The 23,285-nt window shown below is 63.0% G+C and carries 16 protein-coding genes; 9 read left to right on the plus strand and 7 right to left on the minus strand.

Annotated elements, in window-relative coordinates; genetic code table 11:
* The first annotated feature begins 1 nt into the window (after position 1).
* The 4 genes from AC0L3D_RS23715 to AC0L3D_RS23730 all read left to right on the plus strand — a co-directional run bounded on the left by AC0L3D_RS23715 (position 2) and on the right by AC0L3D_RS23730 (position 12,536).
* Positions 2 to 589 carry a HutD/Ves family protein gene (locus tag AC0L3D_RS23715; RefSeq protein WP_473629752.1) on the plus strand — a complete coding sequence of 196 codons (588 nt, stop codon included), beginning with the start codon at positions 2 to 4 and terminating at the stop codon, positions 587 to 589.
* A 245-nt stretch (positions 590 to 834) separates the two neighbouring features.
* A complete protein-coding gene (locus AC0L3D_RS23720; protein ID WP_473629753.1) occupies positions 835 to 9,393 on the plus strand; it encodes a glycoside hydrolase family 94 protein in 8,559 nt (2,852 codons plus the stop codon).
* 360 nt (positions 9,394 to 9,753) lie between these two features.
* Positions 9,754 to 11,526, plus strand: coding sequence for a glucan ABC transporter ATP-binding protein/ permease (locus AC0L3D_RS23725; RefSeq protein ID WP_027153911.1), 1,773 nt, complete (start codon positions 9,754 to 9,756; stop codon positions 11,524 to 11,526).
* A 245-nt stretch (positions 11,527 to 11,771) separates the two neighbouring features.
* Entirely contained in the window at positions 11,772 to 12,536 is a 765-nt protein-coding gene (locus tag AC0L3D_RS23730; RefSeq protein ID WP_027153912.1) for a heme ABC transporter permease, read from the plus strand.
* Positions 12,537 to 12,625: 89 nt separating this feature from the next.
* Here AC0L3D_RS23730 and AC0L3D_RS23735 read toward each other — a convergent pair whose 3' ends face one another.
* Positions 12,626 to 13,684, minus strand: a complete 1,059-nt coding sequence (locus AC0L3D_RS23735; protein ID WP_027153913.1) for a D-TA family PLP-dependent enzyme — start codon at positions 13,682 to 13,684, stop codon at positions 12,626 to 12,628.
* A 146-nt stretch (positions 13,685 to 13,830) separates the two neighbouring features.
* On the opposite strand from AC0L3D_RS23735, the gene AC0L3D_RS23740 reads away from it, so the two are divergent.
* Positions 13,831 to 14,517, plus strand: a complete 687-nt coding sequence (locus AC0L3D_RS23740; RefSeq protein ID WP_236387019.1) for a D-lyxose/D-mannose family sugar isomerase — start codon at positions 13,831 to 13,833, stop codon at positions 14,515 to 14,517.
* A gap of 15 nt (positions 14,518 to 14,532) precedes the next feature.
* On the opposite strand, the gene AC0L3D_RS23745 is transcribed toward AC0L3D_RS23740, so the two are convergent.
* Genes AC0L3D_RS23745 through AC0L3D_RS23770 form a run of 6 tightly spaced genes read right to left on the minus strand, consistent with a single transcriptional unit; the run spans position 14,533 to position 20,579 of the window.
* Positions 14,533 to 15,399: an RDD family protein gene (locus AC0L3D_RS23745; protein ID WP_473629754.1), complete on the minus strand. Its 867-nt coding sequence runs from the start codon at positions 15,397 to 15,399 to the stop codon at positions 14,533 to 14,535.
* A complete protein-coding gene (locus tag AC0L3D_RS23750) occupies positions 15,386 to 16,417 on the minus strand; it encodes a stage II sporulation protein M (protein ID WP_051505641.1) in 1,032 nt (343 codons plus the stop codon). The genes AC0L3D_RS23745 and AC0L3D_RS23750 overlap by 14 nt, the downstream gene beginning before the upstream one ends.
* A complete protein-coding gene (locus tag AC0L3D_RS23755; RefSeq protein ID WP_473645975.1) occupies positions 16,414 to 17,724 on the minus strand; it encodes a DUF58 domain-containing protein in 1,311 nt (436 codons plus the stop codon). Before AC0L3D_RS23755 ends, AC0L3D_RS23750 begins: the two co-directional genes overlap by 4 nt.
* Complete coding sequence (locus AC0L3D_RS23760; RefSeq protein ID WP_473629756.1) at positions 17,721 to 18,677, minus strand: AAA family ATPase; 957 nt, start codon at positions 18,675 to 18,677, stop codon at positions 17,721 to 17,723. Before AC0L3D_RS23760 ends, AC0L3D_RS23755 begins: the two co-directional genes overlap by 4 nt.
* On the minus strand, positions 18,664 to 19,956 hold the full coding sequence (locus tag AC0L3D_RS23765; RefSeq protein WP_473629757.1) for a DUF4350 domain-containing protein: 1,293 nt from the start codon (positions 19,954 to 19,956) through the stop codon (positions 18,664 to 18,666). The genes AC0L3D_RS23760 and AC0L3D_RS23765 overlap by 14 nt, the downstream gene beginning before the upstream one ends.
* Complete coding sequence (locus tag AC0L3D_RS23770; RefSeq protein ID WP_473645976.1) at positions 19,953 to 20,579, minus strand: DUF4129 domain-containing protein; 627 nt, start codon at positions 20,577 to 20,579, stop codon at positions 19,953 to 19,955. Before AC0L3D_RS23770 ends, AC0L3D_RS23765 begins: the two co-directional genes overlap by 4 nt.
* Before the next feature lie 151 nt (positions 20,580 to 20,730).
* On the opposite strand from AC0L3D_RS23770, the gene AC0L3D_RS23775 reads away from it, so the two are divergent.
* Genes AC0L3D_RS23775 through AC0L3D_RS23790 form a run of 4 tightly spaced genes read left to right on the plus strand, consistent with a single transcriptional unit; the run spans position 20,731 to position 23,279 of the window.
* Positions 20,731 to 21,495, plus strand: coding sequence for a glycerophosphoryl diester phosphodiesterase membrane domain-containing protein (locus AC0L3D_RS23775; protein ID WP_473629759.1), 765 nt, complete (start codon positions 20,731 to 20,733; stop codon positions 21,493 to 21,495).
* A gap of 55 nt (positions 21,496 to 21,550) precedes the next feature.
* Positions 21,551 to 22,438, plus strand: coding sequence for a DUF7847 domain-containing protein (locus AC0L3D_RS23780; protein ID WP_473645978.1), 888 nt, complete (start codon positions 21,551 to 21,553; stop codon positions 22,436 to 22,438).
* Positions 22,439 to 22,497: 59 nt separating this feature from the next.
* Positions 22,498 to 23,142 (plus strand): hypothetical protein, encoded by a 645-nt coding sequence (locus AC0L3D_RS23785; RefSeq protein WP_473629761.1) that lies wholly within the window; start codon positions 22,498 to 22,500, stop codon positions 23,140 to 23,142.
* On the plus strand, positions 23,142 to 23,279 hold the full coding sequence (locus tag AC0L3D_RS23790) for a hypothetical protein (RefSeq protein WP_473629762.1): 138 nt from the start codon (positions 23,142 to 23,144) through the stop codon (positions 23,277 to 23,279). The genes AC0L3D_RS23785 and AC0L3D_RS23790 overlap by 1 nt, the downstream gene beginning before the upstream one ends.
* The last annotated feature ends 6 nt before the right edge of the window (positions 23,280 to 23,285 follow it).

Genomic DNA, 23,285 nt, shown 5'->3' on the forward strand with positions numbered 1-23,285 from the left:
CTTGCGCATCCTCCGGGCAGCCGAATACCGGTCCATGCCGTGGAAGAACGGCGGCGGGGTGACGACGGAAATCGCCGTCTCGCCCGCAGGTGCTGCGCTCGATGATTTCGACTGGCGCGTCTCCATGGCGCGCGTCGAAAGCGGTGGACCATTCTCCGAGTTTGCCGGAGTGGACCGAAGCTTGGCCGTGCTGGAAGGCGAGGGGATCATCCTTGATATCGCCGGCCGCCCGGCGGCTACGCTGACCAAAACGTCCGCCCCGCTTTCCTTTGCGGCCGATGTGCCGACGCAAGCGGCGCTGATCTCCGGTCCGATCACCGATCTCAACGTCATGACACGGCGTGGACGGATGACCCATGCCGTCGAACGCCTGGTGATTTCAGCCCCGACGGAAATCCAGTCGGCCGCTGATGCGACCCTCATCCTGTGTTTTGACGGCGAAATCACGATGGCCGGCGCGGCGCCTGTCCGCATCGGACCGAGCGACACGCTGTTGCTCGGACCGGACGCCGCGAAACGGCGCGTCGAGCCTGCGCGACCAGCGACGCTGTTCGTGATCCGCATCGATCGCGTTGCGGCAAACGATTAACGCCTGTTTCGAAACATGATCACAACACCAGCGAAATATGCCGTAAGCTCAAGCCCAGATCACGAAAAAGCCTGAATCCTTCCGTCGATCAACTCCCGGCGGGAGGGAGGTGGTTTGTCTGCAGGTCTTGGTGCGAAAATAGACTTTCGGCCCTTGTTTCGATGCAACCAATTTCATTTCAATCGGTTCTAGGGACATTGCCGTGGCGGTGACGCCGCTAACGCGTCCCCCATGCGGAATTTTCAATGAATATACAGACAGACCCCACCCAAATGGAAAAGACGAGCGCGAGCTTTCCGGCCATCACGGAAGAGCCGATACGCTCCAATTTCCTGCCGGAAGAGCGCCTGCGCACGCTGGGTGCAAGCCTCGCCAAGGGTGACGTCAAGGATCTGTTCGGCCTGGAGCCGTTCGATTTCCAGCCACGCGTCCGCGACAGCGCCAGCAAGATCCTCGAAGTCTACCGTTCGACCAATGCCGCGCAGGCGAGAGGCGAGACGATCACGCCGGCGGCGCAATGGCTGCTCGACAACAACTATCTGGTCGAGGAAACCATCTTCCAGGTCAAGCGCGACCTGCCGCACCGTTTCTATCGGCAGTTGCCGACCCTGAAGCTGCGCGACGGCGCTCGTGTGCCGCGCGCGCTTGCGCTGGCCTGGACCTATGTCGCGCATTCGGACAGCTCCGTCTCGGCGGCGATGTTCAAGGCGATCGTCGAAGGCTTTCAGGCTGTCGAGCCGCTGAAGATTGGCGAGCTCTGGGCGCTGCCGTCGCTGCTGCGCTTCGTTCTGATCGAAAATCTTCGCCGGATCGCGGTCCGGGTCAATCGTACCCGGCAGATGCGCCAGATTGCCAACGAGGTTGCCGATGGCGTGCTGGCGATCGACGACAGCGCCGACCGTCAGGCGATCCTGTCGAACTACGTCGCCCATGCACGAGACACCACCTTTGCCACCCAATTGCTCTACCGCCTGCGCGACGGATCGCAAAATGCCGGCAGGGCGCTGGAATGGCTGGAGGGCGAGCTTGAAAAGTCCGGCTCCGATGCCGAGGAAATCATCATCAGCGAGCATCGCACGTTGTCCAGCGGCAACGTAACCACCGGCAACATCATCCGCGGCCTCAGGCTCATCAACGATATCGACTGGACGGTTTGGTTCGAAGATGTCAGCCGCATCGACACCTTGCTGCGCGAGCGCACCGATTTCGCCGCGCTCGATTTCTTCTCGCGCGACCAGTACCGGACCGCGATCGAGGAAATGGCGCGCCGCTCCGATCGTTCCGAATTCCGCGTTGCTGAAAAGGCGATCGAACTCGCCGGCCATGCCGCTGTCGCCGATACCACCGTCACCGGTCCGACCGCTCACACCGACGTCGGGTTCTTTCTGGTCGGCCCGCGCCGGCTGGAACTGGAAAAGGCGATCGGCTATCGGCCGACCGTCAGCGTCACGATCAAACGAGCGTTCCGCAAGACCGGATGGCTGGGCATTGTCGTGCCGGTGTTCGCGCTGACGGTCCTGCTTCTGGTCCTCTCAGGCAATGCCCTTGCCAGTCTCGGCCTGTCGCTGCCGTCGATCGTCCTGATGCTGGCGCTGTTTGCCGTGCCGGCAAGCGAAGGCGCGCTTGCCTTCTTCAACACCGTCGTATCGTTATTCCTGAAGCCCACGCGCCTCGTCGGCTACGACTACAGACGCGGCATGCCGCCCGAGGCGCGCACGCTGGTGGTGGTGCCGTCGCTGATCGGCTCGCGCGACGACGTCGAGGAGAACATCCGCAACATCGAAGTGCACCACCTGGCCAACACGGCGGACGAAATCCATTTCGCTCTGCTTTCGGACTGGCCGGACAGCAAAACCGAAATCGATGCGGCGGATATCGAGATCCTCCAATATGCTCGCGACGAGATCGCGCGGCTGAACGCCCGCTATCCCAGCGAAGGCGCGCCGCGTTTCTACGTCCTGCACCGCCGGCGGCTCTACAATGAATCCCAGGGCGCCTGGATGGGCTGGGAACGCAAGCGCGGCAAGCTCCACGAACTGAATCTTCTGCTGCGTGGTGACAGCGACACCACTTTTCTGCCGCTGGACGTGCCGTTGCCGGAAAACGTCATCCATGTGATGACCCTGGATGCCGACACGCGCACCACCCGCGATGCCGTCGCCAGTTTGGTTGGCAAGCTTTGCCATCCGCTCAACCGCCCGCGTTACGATGCGGCAAAGCGCGTCGTCAGCGCCGGCTACACCATCCTGCAGCCGCGCATCACCGCTTCGCTGACCAGCGGCGACGACGCATCCTTCTTCCAGCGGGTCTTTTCTGCCAATCGCGGCCTCGATCCCTACGTATTTGCCGTCTCGGACATCTACCAGGACGTCTTCGGCGACGGCTCCTTCACCGGCAAGGGGCTCTACCATGTCGACGCCTTCGAGGCGGCGCTGAAGGGCCGCATCGAAGAAAACACCGTCCTCAGCCACGATCTGCTCGAAGGCGCGTTGGCGCGCGCGGCCCTGGTCACCGACGTCGAACTGGTCGAGGACTATCCGACCCGCTATTCGGTCGACGCGTCGCGCCACCATCGCTGGGCGCGCGGCGACTGGCAGCTTCTGGGCTTCATTCTCAATCCGCGATCCGGCGTGCCGGCGCTGTCGCGCTGGAAGATGGTCGACAATCTGCGCCGGTCGCTGACGCCGATCTTCTGGGTGATGGCCGCGATCGCCGGCTGGACGCTGCTGCCCTTCACCCAGGCCGCGCAATGGCAGGCGCTGCTGATCCTCACACTTTTCATGGCGCCGACGTTCGACATCGTCCACGCCATCCTGCCCAAAAGCGGCGACCAGACGCCGCGCGGTCATTTCTCGGCGCTGGCGCGCGACGTCGTCTTCGGCACCGCCCTCGTGGCTCTGAAGATCGTGCTGATGGCGCATCTGGCCTGGATGATGGGCGATGCCGTCATTCGCACGCTCTACCGCCTGTTCGTCAGCCGGAAGAACCTGCTCGAATGGCGCACTGCCTCGCAGGCTCACAAGAACGGCGACAACGATCTCGGCTCCTATTACGGCATGATGTACGGCGCGGTGGTTGTCGGCGTCGTCGGCCTCGCCATCCCTGTTGTGGCCGATTCAACCGGAGCTTTCGTCGCCTTCTTCTTCGCGCTGTTCTGGATCGGCTCGCCAGCCTTCGCCTTCTTTATCAGCCGCTCGGCCGAAACCGAGGACCGTTTGCGCATATCGGCGGCCGACACCCATGTGCTGCGCACGATTGCGCGGCGCACATGGCATTATTTCGAGACCTTCGTGACGGCCGAGCATCACAATCTGCCGCCTGACAATTTCCAGGAAAGTCCGGCGCCTGTCGTGGCGCCCCGCACCTCGCCGACCAATATCGGCGTCTATCTCCTGTCAGTGGTTTCGGCGCGCGATTTCGGCTGGATCAGCCTGTCCGACGCCACCACCCGCATCGACGCCACGATGTCGACTATCGAGAGCATGCCGCGTGAGCGCGGCCATCTCTTCAACTGGTATGACACGACGACGCTGAAGCCGCTCTATCCGCTGTACATTTCCGCCGTCGATAGCGGCAATCTCGCCGGCCATCTGGTGGCGGTGGCGGCAGCCTGTGCCGAATGGGCGGAAGCGCCTGCAGTCCACCTTCAGGGCGACTTTGAGGGTATCCTCGATACGGTGACGATCCTCGACGAAAGCCTGGCCGAGTTGCCTGACGACCGCCGTCAGTTGCGGCCGTTGCGCCAGCGACTTGCCGATCGCCTCGATGGCATGCGACGCGCGGTCGAATCGATCAAGGCACAGCCCGAGATGGCGTCGATCCGCACCATCAACCTGGCCGTTCTGGCCGGCGAGATCCGCAAGCTCGCCATCGCTATCCATACTGAGGCCGCATCGACGCAGAGCGACACCATCGCCGACTGGGCGGCGAGACTGGAAGCCACCTGCGAGGCGCATGTCCATGATGCGCATAGCGACGACAATGCCATCGAGGCGCTGCGGGCCAAGCTTCTTTCGTTGCGAGAGCGCACGCGCCGCTTTGCCTTCGAGATGGATTTCTCCTTCCTCATGCGCAAGGAACGCAAGCTTCTGTCGATCGGCTACCGGGTCGAGGAGCATCAGCTCGACGAAAGCTGCTACGACCTCTTGGCTTCCGAGGCGCGGCTGACCAGCCTGTTCGCCATAGCCAAGGGCGATTTGCCCACGGAGCACTGGTTCCACCTCGGCCGGCCGATCGTCGAGATCGGGTTCAAGGGCGCTCTGATGTCCTGGTCCGGCTCGATGTTCGAGTATTTGATGCCGCCGCTGGTGATGAAGGAGCCGCAAGGCAGCATCCTCAACCAGACCAGCAAGCTCATCATCAAGCGCCAGATCCAGTACGGCCGCTCGAAGGACGTGCCCTGGGGGATTTCGGAAGCGGCCTACAACGCCCGCGATCGCGAACTGACCTACCAGTACACCAATTTCGGCGTGCCCGGGCTGGGCCTGAAGCGAGGTCTCGGCCAGAACACGGTGATTGCCCCTTATGCGACCGTGCTGGCGGCGCAGTTCACCCCGCGTGAATCGGTGCAGAACCTGGCCAGGCTGCGGCGGCTTGGCGCCCTTGGCCGGCACGGCTTCTACGATGCGGTCGATTTCACGCCGCAACGCGTGCCGGAGGGCACCGACCATGTCGTCGTGCTGAACTACATGGCCCACCATTCCGGCATGTCGATCGCCGCCGTCGCCGACGCCATCTTCGAAGGACGCCTGCGCGACCGCTTCCACAGCGATCCGGTGATCGAGTCGGCCGAGTTGCTGCTGCAGGAAAGAGCGCCGCGCGACATCCCGACCGCCACCGTCAGGACCGAGGCCGACGAACGGTCGAAGGACGAAACGGAAGCCGAGAGCCCCGATACGCGCATCGTGCTCAACCCGCTCAAGGCGCTGCGTTCGACCAGCGTCATGTCCAATGGCCGCTACTCGGTCATGGTTACCGCGACCGGCTCCGGCTATAGTCGCTGGGGCGAGCTTGCCGTCACGCGCTGGCAGCCGGACCCGACCGAGGATCGGCTTGGCTCCTACATCTTCCTGCGCGACTCCGGCACCGGCGACTGGTGGTCGGCCACCGCCGAGCCGAAGCGTGCCACCCACGAAGAGGTGCGGACGCTGTTCTCCGACGACAAGGCGAGCTTCGTCAAGTCAGTGGGATCACTGCGTTCGGAGGTCGAATGCATCGTCATTTCGGAAGGAAATGGCGAAGGCCGGCGGGTGACGCTCTACAATGACGGCCCGGTCGACCGGCATATCGAAGTGACCTCGTTCGCTGAACTGGTGCTGGGCTCCGAAGCATCCGACAACGCGCATCCGGCGTTCTCGAAAATGTTCGTGGAAACCGAAATCGCTGCGAATAACGCAGCGATCTTCGCCACCAGACGTAAGCGGGAAACGGACGAGCCTGATGTCGCCATGGTGCATTTCGTCACCGACCCGTCTGGGTCGACGCGCGACGCCGAGGCCGAAACTGACCGGCGCGCCTTCATAGGCCGCGGCCGCACTATTACCGAGGCCGCCGCATTCGATCCCGGCGCCAAGCTTGGCGGCCATTCCGGCTTCACGCTGGATCCGGTCGCGGCACTTCGCCGACAGGTGCGCGTGCCGGCCAACAAGAAGATAGCGCTGACCTTCTGGACTGCCGTCGGCGCCAACCGTGCCGAACTCGAAGAAGCCATTGCGCGGCTTGATCATCCGGAAGCCTTCGCGCGCCAGGCGATGCTCGCCTGGACCCGCTCACAGGTGCAGACCCGGCATCTCGGTCTCAGCCTTGCCGATGCCGCCAATGTGCAGAATCTGGCGCGCTACCTGATCTATCCGGATCCGTTCCTGCGGCTTCCGGCCGAATCGATCGCTTCCGGGCTCGGTAGGCAATCGGGCCTATGGCCGACCAGCATATCCGGCGACTTTCCGATTTTCCTGGTCAGGATCGGCGATGTCGCCGATCTCGAAATCGTTGCCCAGGCGCTCCGTTTCCAGGAATACATGCGCGCCCGCGGCATGATGATCGACTTTGTCGTCGTCAACGAGCAGGCTTCGTCCTACGTGCAGGACCTGCAACGGGCGGTCGAGACGCTGTGCGAAAACAGTCGCCTGCGCGGCAAGGAGCTAGGACCCCGCCAGCACATCTTCGCGGTGCGCCGCGACCTCATGGACGAGGCGACCTACAAGACGCTGCTGGCCACCGCTCGCGTCGTTCTGCACACGCGCAACGGCACCATCTTCGATCAGATCGAGCGCGCCGAGGCCGCTGCGCTGCAAGCGCGGGACGCGTTGCAGCCGGCGGGTGCAGCAGCGCTTCGTGAACCGTCTCCGCCGGCGCCACAGACGTGGGCTCAAGCCCCGTTCGACCGTAGTGCCGACGGCAGCGGGCTCAACCAATGGAACGGCTTTGGCGGTTTCGAGGGCGACGGACGCCACTATGTCGTGCGCCTTGCTGGCCGGCGCACGACGCCGCAGCCCTGGATCAACGTCGTCTCCAACGCCTCGTTCGGTTTCCACGTTTCGGCTGAAGGCGCTGCCTTCACCTGGAGCCGAAACAGCCGCGACTATCAACTGACGCCGTGGGCGAACGACCCGGTCACCAACCGGCCAGGCGAGGGCATCTATATTTATGATCATGCCAGCGGCCGGGCGTTCTCACCGCTGGCCGCCGTGGTCCGCGACCCCGCCACGACCTACGAAACATGGCACGGGCAGGGTTTTTCGACCTTCCGTTCGAAGCACGGGCCGCTGTCGATGGACCTTACCCATGTGGTGGATCCCGTCGATCCGGTGAAAATCTCCCGGTTGCGCATCCAGAATTCCGGTTCGGCGCCGGCGCGCCTGCGCGTCTATGCCTATGCAGAATGGGTTCTTGGCAGCCATCGTTCGCGCACGGCGGCGACCATCGTTCCCTCCAGGGATGCTGCGACGGGCGCGTTGCTGGCGCAAAATCCCTACGGGCTCGATTTCAGCGAGCGGGTTGCCTTCCTGGCCGCCGACGGGGCGGCACACTCGGTGACGGCCGACCGCCGCGAGTTCATCGGCCGCCACGGCACCAGCGAACTCCCGCAAGCCGTGCTCAGCGGCGCAAGCCTGTCGGGCCGCGTTGAGGCGGGCGACGATCCTTGTGCGGCAATTGCACGCGACGTCGACATCCCCGCCGGCGGCGACGTGACGCTGCTCTGGCTGCTCGGCGATGCAGCCTCTGCCGAGGAAGCCAGCGCGCTGGTACAGCATCATTGCAGCAAGGACTTCGATCAGCGGCTGGCTGACAATGAACGCACCTGGCGAGGGTTTCTCGACACCATCCAGGTTGAGACGCCGGACAGGGCGCTCAACGCGATGGTCAACCACTGGCTGCCCTATCAGAGCCTTGCCTGCCGCATCCGCGCCCGCTCGGCGTTTTACCAGGCGAGCGGCGCCTTTGGCTTCCGCGATCAGTTGCAGGACACGCTGGCCCTGCTTCTCCATGATCCGAAACTGGCGCGCGACCAGATCCTCAACGCGGCGCGGCGGCAATTCCCCGAAGGCGACGTGCAGCATTGGTGGCTGCCGCGAACCGAGGCAGGCGTCCGCACCATGATATCCGACGACGTGGTCTGGCTCGCCCACGCCACGGCACACTACTTGCTGGTGACCGGCGATACCGCGATCCTCAGGGAACAATTGCCCTTCATCGAAGGGCCGTCGCTGGAAGAAGGCGAGCACGACGCCTTTTTCACGCCGGAGATATCGAAGAAGACCGCTTCACTCTACGATCATTGCGCGCGCGCACTTGACCTTGCCATCAAGCGCAGCAGCCCCGCCGGACTGCCGCTGATCCTCGGCGGTGACTGGAACGACGGCATGAACCGTGTCGGCGAGCAAGGTAAGGGCGAGAGCGTCTGGCTGGGTTGGTTCCTGCTGAAGACGCTGGGCGACTTTGCAGCTGTCGCCAAGGCGGAAGGCGACGCCAAGCGCGCGCAAGCCTGGACAAAACACGCGGGCGTGCTGAAGCGGGCGCTTGAAAGCACGGCCTGGGACGGTGAATGGTACCGTCGCGGCAGCTTCGACGACGGCACGCCGCTGGGGTCGCGCAGCTCGCAGGAATGCAAGATCGACTCGATTGCCCAGTCGTGGAGCGTGCTGTCGGGCGAGGGCGATCCGGCGCGATCGACGACGGCGATGCAGCAGGCGATGAAAATGCTCGTCGACGACGAGCTCAACATCGTCAAGCTTTTCACGCCGCCCTTCTCCAGGACGGAACAGAACCCAGGCTACATCAAGAGCTACCCGCCGGGTGTCCGTGAAAACGGCGGCCAGTACACCCACGCGGCGACATGGTTCGTCATTGCGCTCGCCGAAATGGGGCGCGTCGACGACGCCTACCGCTGCTTCTCGATGCTCAACCCGGTCAACCATGCACCCGACGAAGCCGCTGCCGAGCACTACCGCGTCGAGCCTTATGTCGTCGCGGCAGACGTCTACGCCGGGGAAGGCAAGGGCGGCCGCGGCGGCTGGACCTGGTATACCGGCTCGGCCGGCTGGCTTTATCGCGCGGCGGTCGAAGGCATCCTCGGTATCGAGCGCAGGGGCGAGCGCATCCAGTTCAGGCCGAAACTGCCCAGCCATTGGGATGGCTATGCGGCAACGCTCAAGGTGCTGGGGGCCGAGCTCAGGGTTCAGGTTGTCCGCGACAAGAAGGCCAAAGCCGTCTCGCTCGAGGTAAATGGTAAAAAGACGAAGGCTTCGTCTTTCGAACCGAAAGCCGGCGACAAGGCCGATCTGGTCGTCAGGATACCGGCGTAGCTTCAAGGATTTGGAACGTCTTTGTGCATCTTGAGGATGTGCGTTATTTAAAGTTGCTCGAGCAATTCTATTGCGCATGAGATTTCCCAAAAGCCGATGCAGGCTTTTGGGATTCGTACATGCCAAGTTGCTGATTAAAATTTCGGCAGTGCTTCCTGCCTGCCACGATTTTGCCGCAAGGCTGACATTTTACCTTTCTTCTCAAACCGTTAGGTGATCACGACAGATTTCGCAGCGTCGCCATCTTTTGTTCGCGAATTGGGAACTGAAGGGGTACGAGGGCATTGTTTCGCGACACGTCAACGAGTACGAGTCAGAAAATGATGCAGTGCACAATAACAATTTGCCGGAGTAGCTGAAGTGTCCCTTCTGCAAATCTACTGGAGAGCGCTCGGTTATCTCGCTGCCGACAGAAAACGCGTCGCGTTTATCTGTGGGGCGAATGTCGCGCTTGCGATTATCGCCATCCTTGAGCCGATCATGTTCGGACGGGTGATCGATGCCATTTCGGATAGCGGCTCGGTCTTTTCGACGCTCGGCCTATGGGCCGGTATCGGCGTCTTCAACGTCATCGCCTTCGTTCTGGTGGCGCGCGGCGCGGACCGTTTTGCCCATGCGCGGCGCAGCGAGGTTCTTTGCCAGTCGTTCGAGCGCGTGATCACCATGCCTCTTGCCTGGCATCATCAGCGCGGCACCTCCAATTCCCTGCACACGCTGCTGCGCGCGGTCGAGACCTTGTTCAGCCTCTGGCTCGAGTTCATGAGGCAGCATTTGTCGACTGTTGTCGCACTGGTTCTGCTGGTGCCGACGGCGCTCAGCATGGACATTCGCATGTCGATGGTCCTGCTGGCACTGGGCGCGCTTTACGTCGGAATCGGCCGGCTGGTGATGCGTCGTACCAGGGAAGGCCAGGCGTCCGTGGAGCGGCACTTTCACCAGGTGTTCGCGCATGTGAGCGACTCGGTCAGCAATGTCGCCGTGCTGCAGAGCTACAATCGCATCGGCCACGAGACCGACGCCTTGAAGCGCTATGTCAAGAATCTGCTTGATGCGCAGTATCCGGTGCTCGACTGGTGGGCGTTGGCCAACGCCCTGCACCGTCTGTCGTCGACCATTTCGATGATGGTCGTGCTGTTGATCGGCTCCTATCTTGTCATGCATGGCCAATTGCGCATCGGTGATGTCATCGCGTTTACCGGCTTTGCCACGCTGCTGATCGCCCGGCTCGACCAGATGTCGGCCTTCGCCAACCAGATTTCGGAAGCCAGGGCCAAGCTCGAGGAATTTTATCGGCTTGAGGACTCCGCGGCCGACGCCGCCGAGCCGGACGGGTTGCGTGACCTGGTCAACGTCACTGGTCATGTGCGTTTCGAAAACGTCAACTTCGAATTCGCCAATTCGGGGCAGGGCGTGAACGACGTGTCGTTCGAAGTCCGTGCCGGCCACACCGTGGCCATCGTCGGTCCGACGGGCGCAGGCAAGACCACGCTGATCAATCTCTTGCAGCGGGTCTTTTCGCCGTCCAGCGGCCGCATCCTGATCGATGGCATCGATACCCGCACGGTGACCCGCAAGTCGCTGCGCCACTCGATCGCCACCGTGTTCCAGGATGCCGGCCTGCTCAACCGCTCGATCGAGGACAATATCCGCGTCGGGCGCGCCGAGGCGACCTATGATGAGGTCCACGCCGCCGCCAATGCCGCTGCCGCGCAGGATTTCATCCTGTCGAAGAGCAACGGCTACGATACGGTTGTCGGCGAACGCGGTGGACAACTTTCGGGCGGCGAGCGCCAGCGTATCGCAATCGCGCGCGCCGTGCTGAAGGATTCACCCATCCTGGTGCTCGATGAAGCGACCAGCGCGCTCGACGTCGAGACGGAAGACCGCGTCAAGGAAGCGATCGACGAATTGCGGCGCGGCCGCACCACCTTCATCATCGCGCACCGCCTGACCACTGTTCGCGATGCCGATCTGGTCGTCTTCATGGACAAGGGCAAGGTGGTCGAAATGGGCGGCTTCGCCGAATTGTCGATGCGCAATGGCCGCTTCGCCAGCCTGCTGCGCGCCGGCGGCCTGCTCAACGACGAGGAAGTCCGCCGCCTCAGCCGCACCATCACGGACGCGGCCGCCTGAGTTCTTCCCTTCTCCCCTTGTGGGAGAAGGTGTCGCCGAAGGCGACGGATGAGGGGTGCTCGCTTGGCGCCGGCCTCACTCCGTCCAGCACTCCTCATCCGGCTCGGCGCTGTGCGCCGATCCACCGCCCGGGCGAGTCACGGGCCTCGCCCGCCCTTCGGGCCCCACAGGGGGAGAAGGGAACGCGCGCCTGCGACACGGTGCTGTAGTTGCCCCAAGCCCATCACCGGTTTATGTAAAGCCGCATGAGTGACCTGACTTCACGCCTCAGCGGCTGGATGGATTTCGCCAACCCGACGCGGTTTGTCGGGTTGGCCGACAAGGTGGTGCCGTGGCTGGCAACCATCGCCACACTCCTCCTAGCCGCCGGGCTCTATATGAGCTTCACGGCGCCGGAGGATTTCCAGCAAGGCATCACCGTACGTATCATGTACATCCATGTGCCGTTCGCCTGGCTGGCCATGATGTGTTTCACGCTGATGGCGGTTTCCGCATTGGGCACGCTGGTATGGCGCCATCCGCTGGCCGACGTCGCGCTCAAATCGGCGGCACCCATCGGTGCCGTCTTTACAGCGCTCGCGCTGATCACCGGTTCGATCTGGGGCAAGCCGATGTGGGGCACCTGGTGGGTGTGGGATGCGCGGCTGACCTCGGTGTTCGTGCTGTTCCTGATGTATCTCGGCATCATTGCGCTGACGCGGGCCCTCGACGATGCCGCGCGCGCCGCCTGGGCCGCTGCAGTCATCACCCTGGTCGGCTTCATCAACATCCCGATCATCAAATTCTCCGTCGACTGGTGGAACACGCTGCATCAGCCGGCTTCGGTGATCCGGCTCGGTGGGCCGACCATCGATCCCAGCCTGTTGCGGCCGTTGCTGGTGATGGCTCTGGGCTTTACCGTGCTGTTCTTTGCGCTGCATCTGATGGCGATGCGCACGGAAATCCTGCGTCGCCGGGTCATTGCCATGCGCCGCGTCGCGGCACGGCAGGCTGAACGGCAATCAGCCTGACTCACTTCAGCTTTGCCCCTTTGCAGGCTCAGGGGGTCAAAGCTCGAAAGCCAAGCAATTGGCTTTCCGTCCGCTCCGCGGACCGCTTCTCACCCCATGCGGCCGCGCGCCGCCACCGGCAGCGTCTCAAGCACCCGTTCTCCGGCGATCAAGTGAACTTCGTCGAACAGATTGGTGACGACGCAGCAATGGTCGGGCACGATGCGCACGCGCTCGCCGATACGCAGCCTGGCCTCGCCGGAAAGCGTGACGTTGCCGTGCTCCTCGCTGAGGCTGGTGACGGTGGCGCCCGGAAGGCCCAGCAATTCGCCGAAATCGGGCAGCCCCAGCGTATCGCTGGACAACGCCTTGCTGCCGGCATCGAGGATGGCCCGTGTCGGCGTCGGATGGCTGACCACCGTCGACAGCACCGTCAGCGCGCAATCGTCGAGGCTTCCGACGCCCTTGGCGACCTGGTAGCGGTCGAGATAGATGTAGGTGCCGGGGCGGTACTCGGTGACGACGGAAGCCTCGCCTGCGCGCCACATATCCGGCGTGCCGCCGCTGGAGATGCGTTCGCAGGCGAGGCCGGATGCGGCGAGCGCATTGCGCGCATCGGCCAGCCAAGTCTCGGCCTCGGCGGCGCGGCCTGCCGCCGGATAGGTCATCAGCCCGCCGAAGGCGAGCCCCCTGGCCTTGTCGATCTCTCTGGCCAGCGCGACAGCCTCGCTGGCCGACTGGACGCCGCAGCGGCCCATGCCGGTATCGCACTCCACCAGTACCTGTAGCGGCTGGCCTGGATCGGTGAAGGTGGCGGCGAGACCCGCAAGCGTCTCCATGCTGTCTGATGTCACCGACAGTGTCACGCGGCTGTGCAGCGCCTTGAGACGCTCCAGCTTGGCGCGGCCAACAATGTTGTAAGGCAGAAAAATGTCGGTGAGGCCGGCATCGGCCATCACCTCGGCTTCACCGATCTTCTGGCAGGTGATGCCGACCGCACCGGCTGCGATCTGCTTCTTTGCCCAGTAGGGCAGTTTGTGGGTCTTGATGTGCGGCCTGAACTTCAGCCCGTGGCGGTCGGCGTGGGCCTGCGCCCGCGCGATGTTGGCTTCGGCGCGGTCGACATCGATCAGGATCGCCGGTGTATCGAGGTCGTCTATGCTCAGCATGGATTTTCACCCTGGGATTTGCCTGGACTTATGGCCTTGATCGGCCCGGATGTCATGAGGCCAGCACGCGGTTTACGTCGACACCGGATCGGTGTTCGGCTATTCGGTTTGGAGATCGCCCAAGCCAATGGGAAGGAACCACGACCATGAAACGCTCCGCCATCAACGAAATCATCCGCGACGCCGATGCCTTCATCCGTTCGTTCGGCTACATTATGCCGCCCTTCGCCTATTGGACCCCGGAACAGATGAAGGCGCGCCGGCAGGATTCGTCGGCCATCTTCTCCTCGCGGCTCGGCTGGGACATCACCGATTACGGCCAGGGTAAGTTCGACGAGCTCGGCCTCTTCCTGTTCACCGTTCGCAACGGTCGCTACGAAGACATGAAGAAGGGCATGGGCATGCTCTATGCCGAGAAGATCATGATCTCGCGCAAGGATCAGCTGTCGCCGATGCATCGCCATAACATCAAGGCCGAGGACATCATCAACCGCGGCGGCGGCAAGCTGGTGCTGGAGCTGTTCATGCACGATCGCGATGGCGGCATCGATCCGAAGGCGGAAGTATCGGTGCCGGTCGACGGGACTATCCACCGGCTGCCGGCGGGCGGGCTCTTGAAGCTCGATCCGGGCGAGAGCGTGACGCTGCTGCCGGGCGTCTGGCACGCCTTCTGGGCCGAGGGCAAGGACGTGCTGATCGGCGAGGTTTCGACCGTCAACGACGATCTCACCGACAATGTCTTCCGCGAGCCGATCGGCCGCTTCGCGGACATCGACGAGGACGTCGCGCCGCTGCACCTCCTGGTGTCGGACTACGAGAAGTGGGTGGGGTAAGACGGCCTTTCGTTCCTAACGCTGATGCTTGTCTTCCTTTCGCTTGCCCAGCAGCAGCTTTCGCTCGAGATGGGCTCGCAGGTCGCCGTAATACGCGGTCAGGAACGGGCGGGCATCATGCGCCTGCGGCGTTGAACCGATCTTGCGTCCGATCGTCTCAGCCACCGCCCGCTGCGCGAAATAGTCGTCGCGGCGCAGCACTTCTTCCAGCTTGTGCAGTTCGGCGATGCCATAGGCATCGAGCTGGGCGTGGCTGAACTGAAAAGTCCTGGCGACCAGATCTTTTCGTGCCGACAAATCCTCCATCAGCGTGCGCTTAGGCGCCTCGACGACCCAGGTTCCCGCCAGGAGGTCGCCAATCCGCAACCGGTCGCGATTGAAAAGCGGGAACAAGGCGAACAGCAGCGCCCATACCAGCCCGAAAACTGTCGTCAGCGTGTCGGCGACGCCCATCCCACTGCGTCCGGCGATAATCGACAGCGGCAGAAAGACCTCGATCTCGCGCATCAGATTGCGGGCGATGACCTGATCGACCGACAGGCCGGCTCCGCTGCGTGACGCCACCCTGATGCCGATGATCCGCTTGCCGGGGGTCGACGCGCGCCGGCCCGCCTCGAAGGCGATGAAATAGACGTTTCGCAGAAAAAAAATCGCGATGATCCAGACGATGAAAAGCGGCTGCAATTTATCAGTGCCGAAACCTGTTGCTCCAAAGATCGCAACAATCGTGACCGCGATTGCAGCCGTGGCGATAAACACGACATCGAGCAGGAAAGCGGCAGCCCGTGTGCCGGCGTCGGCCAGCTTTATCTGGAGATCGACACCTTCAGGCGTGATCAGCGAGCGCATTGTCGCCAGCGCAGCGCGTCTAGCGGTCGCCATTGCGCACCACCTGGAACAGGTAGAAGTAGCCGATCCACAGTGCGAGCATGCCGGTGCCAATGGCATAGCGGGTGACGTCGCTGGTGATCGTCTGCCTGCCGATGCCCTCGAGCAGTCCGGCAAACAGCAGCATGACCGAAACGCCGACCATCGCGGTCGCGGCGACGCGTCCGGCATGGGCGGCTGCCGTCATGCGGGTCAACTCGCCGGGGAAGGCGATGCGTGTGCCGATCCGCATGCCGGCAGCGCCGGCCAGTGCGATGGCGAACAATTCGGTGGTGCCGTGAATGGCCAGCCAGCCGCCAAGTTCCATGCCAAGCCCCTTTGCCCAATAGACCTGGAACATCGCCCCCAGCATGCAGCCGTTGAACAGCATCAGCAGCACCGTCGGCACCGCGAAAGCAAATCCAAGGGCGAAGGCGAGGATTGCGACCTGGACGTTGTGGGTGAAAAGATAAGCAGCAAAGCCTGAGAGAAAGCCATTGTCGCCATCATAAAGCATGCTGCGCAGCATCTCGGCCGAAGCGTCGGGACCGCGGCCGGCAGCCAGGCCCGACGGGATGATCGCGTCGAACCAGCCCTTGTCGGACGCTACCAGCCAGGCGCCGGCGCCGATGCCGACAAACATCAGCGCCACCGACACCAGCGTCTCGCGCCACAAATCGCGGATGGCACCGGGCCAGTCATGCAGGAAGAAATCGCCAACACGCTGCCGTAGTCCGCGGCGTGCCCCATAGAGATAAAAATATCCCCGCAGCGACAGGGATTCGAGATAGGCGATCAGTGCGCTGTCGAGGGATGTCGCTCTCGCTACCGAAAGCGAAGACAATGCCGACCGGTAGAGCAGCGGCAGCGACAGCAGCTCTTCTTCCGACAGTGTTCGCGGCGCGCGTTTCTCGACGCGGGCGAGTAGCGCCTCGAACGCCTGCCAGTCGGCCTCGCGCTCCCGACGGAAGCTGGCCAGCGACTGGCGTACGGCATCGCCGCGTCGAGCATCGCCGGGAACTGGCGCAGTCACAACAAATCCTCGCGCTTGAACTGCAGGTAGCGCTCGACCAGCGCCGGCCCTAGCCTTTGATGGTCGGCTTCGATCACATGCGCGCCGAGCAGCCGCAACCGGCCGATGACGACCTGCCTTTCGCGCAAAAGCCCGCCGGCGACGACGGCGCGGGCGATATCCTCGCCTGATGAAGGCGGCATGTCGGCCATGCTCTCCAATTCGACATCCCTGATCATCATGAACAGCACCAGATGCCGCTCGGTGAGCCTGCCGACGGTGCGCAGCATCAATTCCGCGCTGATCGGATCGACGAAGTCGGTGAAGATGATCACCAGAGAGCGCCGGTCGAGCCGTGCCGCGAGCGTGGTCAGCGCCAGGATGAAATTGGTCTCCTCGTTGGAATAGTCGATCTCAATTGCCCGCTTCTGGATCATTGCAAAGCTGGCCGAGCCGCGCACCGCGCCGCTGGCGACGCGCGGCCGCGCATCGAAGCTGAACAGGCTGACCATGTCGCCGCCCTTGAGCGCAATGAACGCCGACAGCAAGGCGGCAGCCACCGCCCGGTCCAGCTTCGGGAGGCCGTCGACCGGCTCGCACATCAGGCGTCCGCTGTCGATGGCCAGCACGATGTTGTTGTTCTCCTCGATACGGAACTCGCGCGCCAGAAGCCTGCCGTGGCGGGCGCTGCGCTTCCAGTCGATCATCCGCCGGCCCATGCCGGGCTGATAATCCTTGAGCGCCTCGAATTCCCGGCCCTGGCCGGCCCGGCGCTGCGCATGCCCGTCGGGCAGGGCGTTGCGCTGCAGCAGCGTGATCGCCTGGTCGCGGGCGCTGCGGACGTCGGGCAACACTGCCACCTTGCTTTCCATCGGCAGGACGACCTGGTTCCAGACCAGTCCGAACGGCCCGCGCCAGCGCAGCCACAGACGATCGAAGCTGGCGATGCCGCGCCGCAGCGCCTGGAACCGCAGGTCGAGCGATCCGCCATCCTTTGTGGCAGCCAGGGGACCGCCGGTACCGCCGATCGGCGCCAGGCGCGCATCATGACCGACGCGCGCCTCCAGGGTTGGCATCCTGCCTGAAAAACGGGCGGCGACGTGGACGGTGAACTGGCCGCCGACGCCGACCTGCGGCGGCGCGTGGAGGCTGGCGGCCAGCGATTTCCGCCCCCGTCCCGCCGCGGTGTCGACCGCCAGGAAGGCGAGCACCAGGCAGATCCACAGCAATCCGAGATACCACAGCGACGGCAGCGCCAGCGCGACCAGGAAGGCCGGCACCGCGCCTGCTGCTGCCGCCCACACCGCTCGGCCGCTGGGATAGATCAACGCGGCGCTTCCGTCTGGTCGACCAGGTCGGAGACGATCTGCTCGACCAGCCGGCCATCGATCTGCGCGGCCGGCGACAGGATGACGCGATGGCGCAGCGCCGGCACCGCCAGCGCCTTGACGTCGTCTGGGATCACATAGGCGCGCCCGTCGAGCGCTGCCCGCGCCCGCGCCGCCCTGGCCAGCATGGCGCCCGCGCGTGGACTGGCGCCAACCTCCAAATCGGCGGTGTCGCGCGTGGCGCGCACCAGCGCCGCGATGTAGCCGACGACGTCGTCGACGAGGGTGACGGAGCCGACGGTTTCGAGTGCCTTCTCCAGCGTCTTGCGATCCGTCTGGGCCTTGATGCCGTATTGCGCGATGTCGTGCGAGGCGGAGCCGCCGCCGTGATGGATGATGATGGCCCGTTCCTCCTCGGGACCGGGATAGCTGACCCGATGCTTGAACAGGAAGCGGTCGAGCTGTGCTTCGGGCAGGGGATAGACACCCTGATGCTCGATCGGGTTCTGGGTCGCGACCACCATGAAGTTGCGGCCCAGCGAATGCGTGGTGCCGTCGAAGGTGACCGCATGCTCCTGCATCGCCTCCAGAAGTGCAGCCTGTGTCTTGGGCGGCGTGCGGTTGATCTCGTCGGCAAGCAAAAGATCGCAGAAGATCGCACCGCGCGTCAGCGTGAACTGTCCAGTCTGGAAATTGTAGATGTTCGATCCGACGATATCGCCAGGCATCAGGTCCGGCGTGAACTGGATGCGCCCGTAGGCGACACCCAGAGCCTGCGCGAAGCAGCGCGCGGTCATTGTCTTGGCCGTGCCCGGAGGGCCTTCCAGCAGGATATGCCCGCCGGCGAACAGGGCGGTCAGCATCAGGTCGACCGTGTCGTGCTGTCCGGTGATCGCCTTGGCCACTTCTTCCCTGATCCGTGTCGCCAGGGCCTTTACATCATCGACGTTCACCGAGCCTCCTTGCCGTCCAATCGTGCAGCCGCTCGGCTGCCTCGTGCATTTGCGTCAGGTTTTTCGCCTCGCCGGCGGCTTGCGCCCGCGCGGTGAATCCGCTGACTTCGTCCTTATCGCGAGAATCGAGCCAGCGGTCGAGCGCTTCGCCTTGCAGGCCCTGCGGCGCTCCCAGCAGTGCGCCGGCGCGCACCCGCATCAAGGCGGCATAACGGCCTCCCAGTTCGTTGAGCCGCCCGGCGCGCCGCAACAGCATCGCCGTCGTATCCACCAGCGCACGCTTGCCGAAGGCAATGGCGCGCTGGTCGGCGCGCGGCGGGCCGAAACGGCCGAGGCCACGCAGGAAAGCGAGCGCCGCCGCGGCCAGGATCGTCAGCGTCAGCGCCAGGAGCGGCGGTTCGACGAGGAGTTTGGCAAGGTCGTATTTTCGCCCCGCGCCATGCAGCGTGAGATCGAACATGACCGGCTGTGCGCGGCCTCTCTTATCTGGATTTTCGGATGCGTCGTCACCGAGTTGGTCAGGGTCGGGCAGTTTGAAATTGGACCAGGACGGACCGATTCCGGATTGAAGCCGGCTGATCAGGTCGAGCGCGGCTGCCGCCTTAGTGGAATCCGCAAGCGCGGCGTTGTTGATCAGGTCGGGGTCGGTCAGGATATAAAAAGGCTTGTCGTCGAGTTCAGTGAGCACAGCCTTGTCGTTGCCGGCTGCTATGATTGGATTCTCGTCCGCCACCCACTGCAACTCGTCGGGGGCGGCAACGAGCCGGCCTTCGACGTCGAGTTGCCGCACCTTGCTTTGGCCGACGCCGATCCTTGTTTTGGCGATCCGGCCGAGCCATTGGTTCACCACGGATTCTGGCAATCGCCCGAATTTCATCTTCCATCCTTCGTGCTCCTCCAGCGGCAGGGTTTGCCATTTGGGCAGCACGAAGAGGGTATTCAGGTCCTGCCGAAGTTCGAGGATGCGGTCGAGCGCGGCGGGGTCGCTCTCGGGCGAAATGGTGACGATCAGCAGCATGTCGGTGCCGAGATCGTCCTCGGTCCGCGCCATGGCCGGCGTCTCGCCGGTGAGTCGCAACCATTCCGCCAGGCCGGCATAGCCGACACCGCTTTTCGACAGCGGCGTGGCGCTGCCATTGCCGGGTTGCCGGAAGTCGGGCGCATAGGTGGACAGCAGGAAGAAACCCGCTGCCGCAAGCAGGCTGGCGAAAATGCCCCAAAACAGCGTTCTTCGATTGAATGGTTCCTGCGCGGCTGGTTCGACCGTCGCAGCGCTCATATCCAGGCATCCCGGAAGACGAACCGCTCATAGGCGCCGCGTGCTTGCCGCCAGCCTTCGGCGCCGACCGGCCTGCGCGCGAACAATGCGGCTTCGACGATGCGTGCGATCTCGGTAAACGCCGCGCGGGCCTTGGCGGGAACCGAAGCAGCAGCGGCGATGTCGCGCGCCGTGAGCGACGGGCGCAAAAAATCCGGCAGCCGGCCGGCAATATCGGCGACGCTGCGCCGAAGCAGGAGATGGACAGCTTCGTCATAGTCGCCTCGCGCGGCCAGCGCGTCGGCTTCCGACAGCAGGATCTGCGCGGCGCCGGCGTCGGGGCGCCATGCTTCCTCCGCCTCGGTTTCGCGCCGCGCGCGCTGCCAGGGCAGGCGCCAGGCGATACCTTTCATATCGAGAAAGACCAGGAGCAGGATGATCGCCGCACCTGATATCACCGCCCCCCAGAACAGATAGATCATGTAGGGGCCGAGCGACGACAACAGGTCCAGCAGCGGCTTCAGCCAGTCAGGCGGCTGCGGCGGCACATAGGCCGGCAGGCCGAACTGGATCGACTTATCCGAGATCAACTGCTGATGCGCTTTTGCCAGCCATTCGGCTTCCGCTGTGCCTGGCTGTGCCACTGCCAACCGTCCCCTGCAACCTGTGGTTCCCAGTCGACACTGGCAATGCACAACGGCAATTGCAAGTGGGCTAGACGTCGATCTCCAATGTTGGCACATTTGATGCGGGGATCACCAGCCGATATGCGGCGATTGAGCGAGGGGACGCATCATGGTTTCAACGACACTGGAACGACCGGACAAGTTTCGCATCGGCAGGGTTTTCAACGACAGCTTTGCTGTCATCAGCCGCAATATCGTGCTTTGCCTCGGGCTGGCAGTGCTGTTTTCAGGCTTGCCAACGTTGCTCTACCAGCTTTGGCTCTGGAAATGGGCAAGCGGCACCGAGACAGGCACTCCGGAGTTCTCGGCCCAACGCGTTATCGTTACAATCCTTGTCGTGCTGGCTTCCATGGTATTGGCAGCGATCTTGCAGGCGACGCTGGTGCGCGCGGCCATCGAGGATCTGAACGGCAAGCAGCCATCAATGGGCGACAGCCTCAAGATGGCAATCTCCCTCCTGCTGCCGGTGATAGGCATCGCAGTACTGGTCTCTCTTGGTGCGGGATTGGGCTTCATGCTGCTCATCGTCCCGGGCATCATATTATGGCTCCGCTGGTCGGTCGCCGTGCCGGTTCTGGTTCAGGAACGGCGGGGGGTGTTCGGCAGCATGAAGCGCAGCCGCGAGCTGACCAAAGGGAGCCGCTGGGCTCTGTTCGGATTCTGGATTGTCCTGATCATAGCGGTGATCGTCATCCAGCTTGTCTTGAGCCAAGTCGTCATGGTCTTTGGCGTGACAACGGCTCTCATCCTGGATGCTCTGGTGACATCCGTCGTATCCGTGGTGACCTCGGTTGCGCCGGCGGTCAGCTATGTCGAGTTGCGGCAGGTCAAGGAAGGCACCAGCGTCGACGAACTGGCGGAGATCTTCTCATAGCGGCAAGGCCGCCTTCACCGCATCGGGATCGGCCTTGACTGGACAGGTTTACGTCATGGTTTCAACGACATTGGAACGACCGGACAAGTTTCGCATCGGCAGGGTTTTCAGCAATAGTTTTGCGGTCATCGGCCGCAATCCGGGTCTGTTGGTCGGACTGGCGGCTCTTTTTTCCGCCCTTCCGGCACTGGTGCTCAACCTTTGGAATTACAGAAATCTTGCCAACCTTGATTTTGCCGATCCCGAAAGCATGGCGGTTGCCGATCCATCGGCGGTTCTAGGCAACTCGCTAATATCGATGGCTTTTGGCTTGATCTATTTTGTGCTGGCTTTGTTGTTTCAGTCGTCACTGGTAAGGGCGACGATAGAAGACTTGAACGGCAAGCGCCCGGCAATCGGTGACTGCATCCAGATCGCCTTGCGTTGCATGTTCCCGACGCTCGGGATGGGCCTGGTTGTCTTCCTCACCATGATCCTCGCGTTAGTGGTGACGATGTTCGTGGCCGGCATGCTTATCCCCGTTTTTGGAAACATCATTGTGTTCATCGCGTTCATCGCGTTGGTGGTTCCAGGCATCATGTTGTTCCTCGGTATATCGGTTTCCGTGCCCGTGCTGATCCAGGAGCGGCTTGGCGTGTTTGGTTCGATGTCGCGCAGCCGTGCTCTGACGAAGGGCAGCCGCTGGTCATTATTCGGTCTTTTGCTGGTTCTGTTCTTGGCGGCGATTGCCATCCAAATGGCGTTTGCATTGTTGTTTGGATTTACTTTCGCCATTACCGGCAGCCTCTCGACCGTTGGCCTTGTTGTCGGCGCAATCGGAAGCGCGCTTGTTTCGACAGTCGTGTCTACTTTAATGTCGGTTGCCATCGCGGTCAGCTACGTCGAACTGCGGCAAGTCAAGGAAGGCACCAGCGTCGACGAACTGGCGGAGATCTTCTCATAGCGGGAGGTTCGCGCCGCCTTCGTCGCATCAGCAACAGCCTGAACCGGACAGGTTACGTCATGTCTTCAGTGACACTGGAACGACCGGACAAGTTTCGCATCGGCAGAGTTTTCAACGACAGCTTTGCTGTCATCGGTCGCAACGCCGTGCTTTGCCTAGGGCTTGCGGCATTGTTTTCGGGTTTGCCGACCCTTGTTTTTCAACTCTGGGCGTTGAGACAGCACCCGGCCGACCCCTTCGACCCGAGCACTTTTGGCGAGCAGAATCTGGTACTCGGCTATACTGCCGTCACGATGGGCGTTGGCCTTGCTTCCTATATCCTTTCGCTGTTGCTCCAAGCATCGCTGGTGCGTGCCACCATCGAGGACTTGAATGGCAAGCAGCCTTCTTTCGGTGACTGCATGGCGAAAGCAGTTTCCTTTCTCCTGCCGACGTTCGCCATTGCCCTGTTGGTCGGTTTAGGCGTGGGCCTCGGTTTTGTGCTGCTTATCGTGCCTGGAATCATGTTGGCGCTGCGTTGGTCGGTCGCGGTACCGGCGCTGGTACAGGAGCGGCTCGGCGTGTTCGGCTCGGTGGCGCGCAGCCGCGATCTGACCAAGGGAAGCCGCTGGGCGCTGTTAGGCCTGTTCATTACTCTGATCATTATCGCAATTGCCATCGAGTTGGCGCTCGGCACTGCAACCGATCTGTTTGGAGGGGGATAGTGGGTGCAGTGGTGGGCGCGTTGGTGACCAGCGTAACATCAATGGTAATGTCGATCGCCACCGCGGTCAGCTACGTCGAGTTGCGGCAGGTCAGGGAAGGCACCGGCGTCGATGAACTGGCGGAGATCTTCTCCTGACGCGAG

Source organism: Mesorhizobium sp. WSM4837, assembly GCF_055811435.1.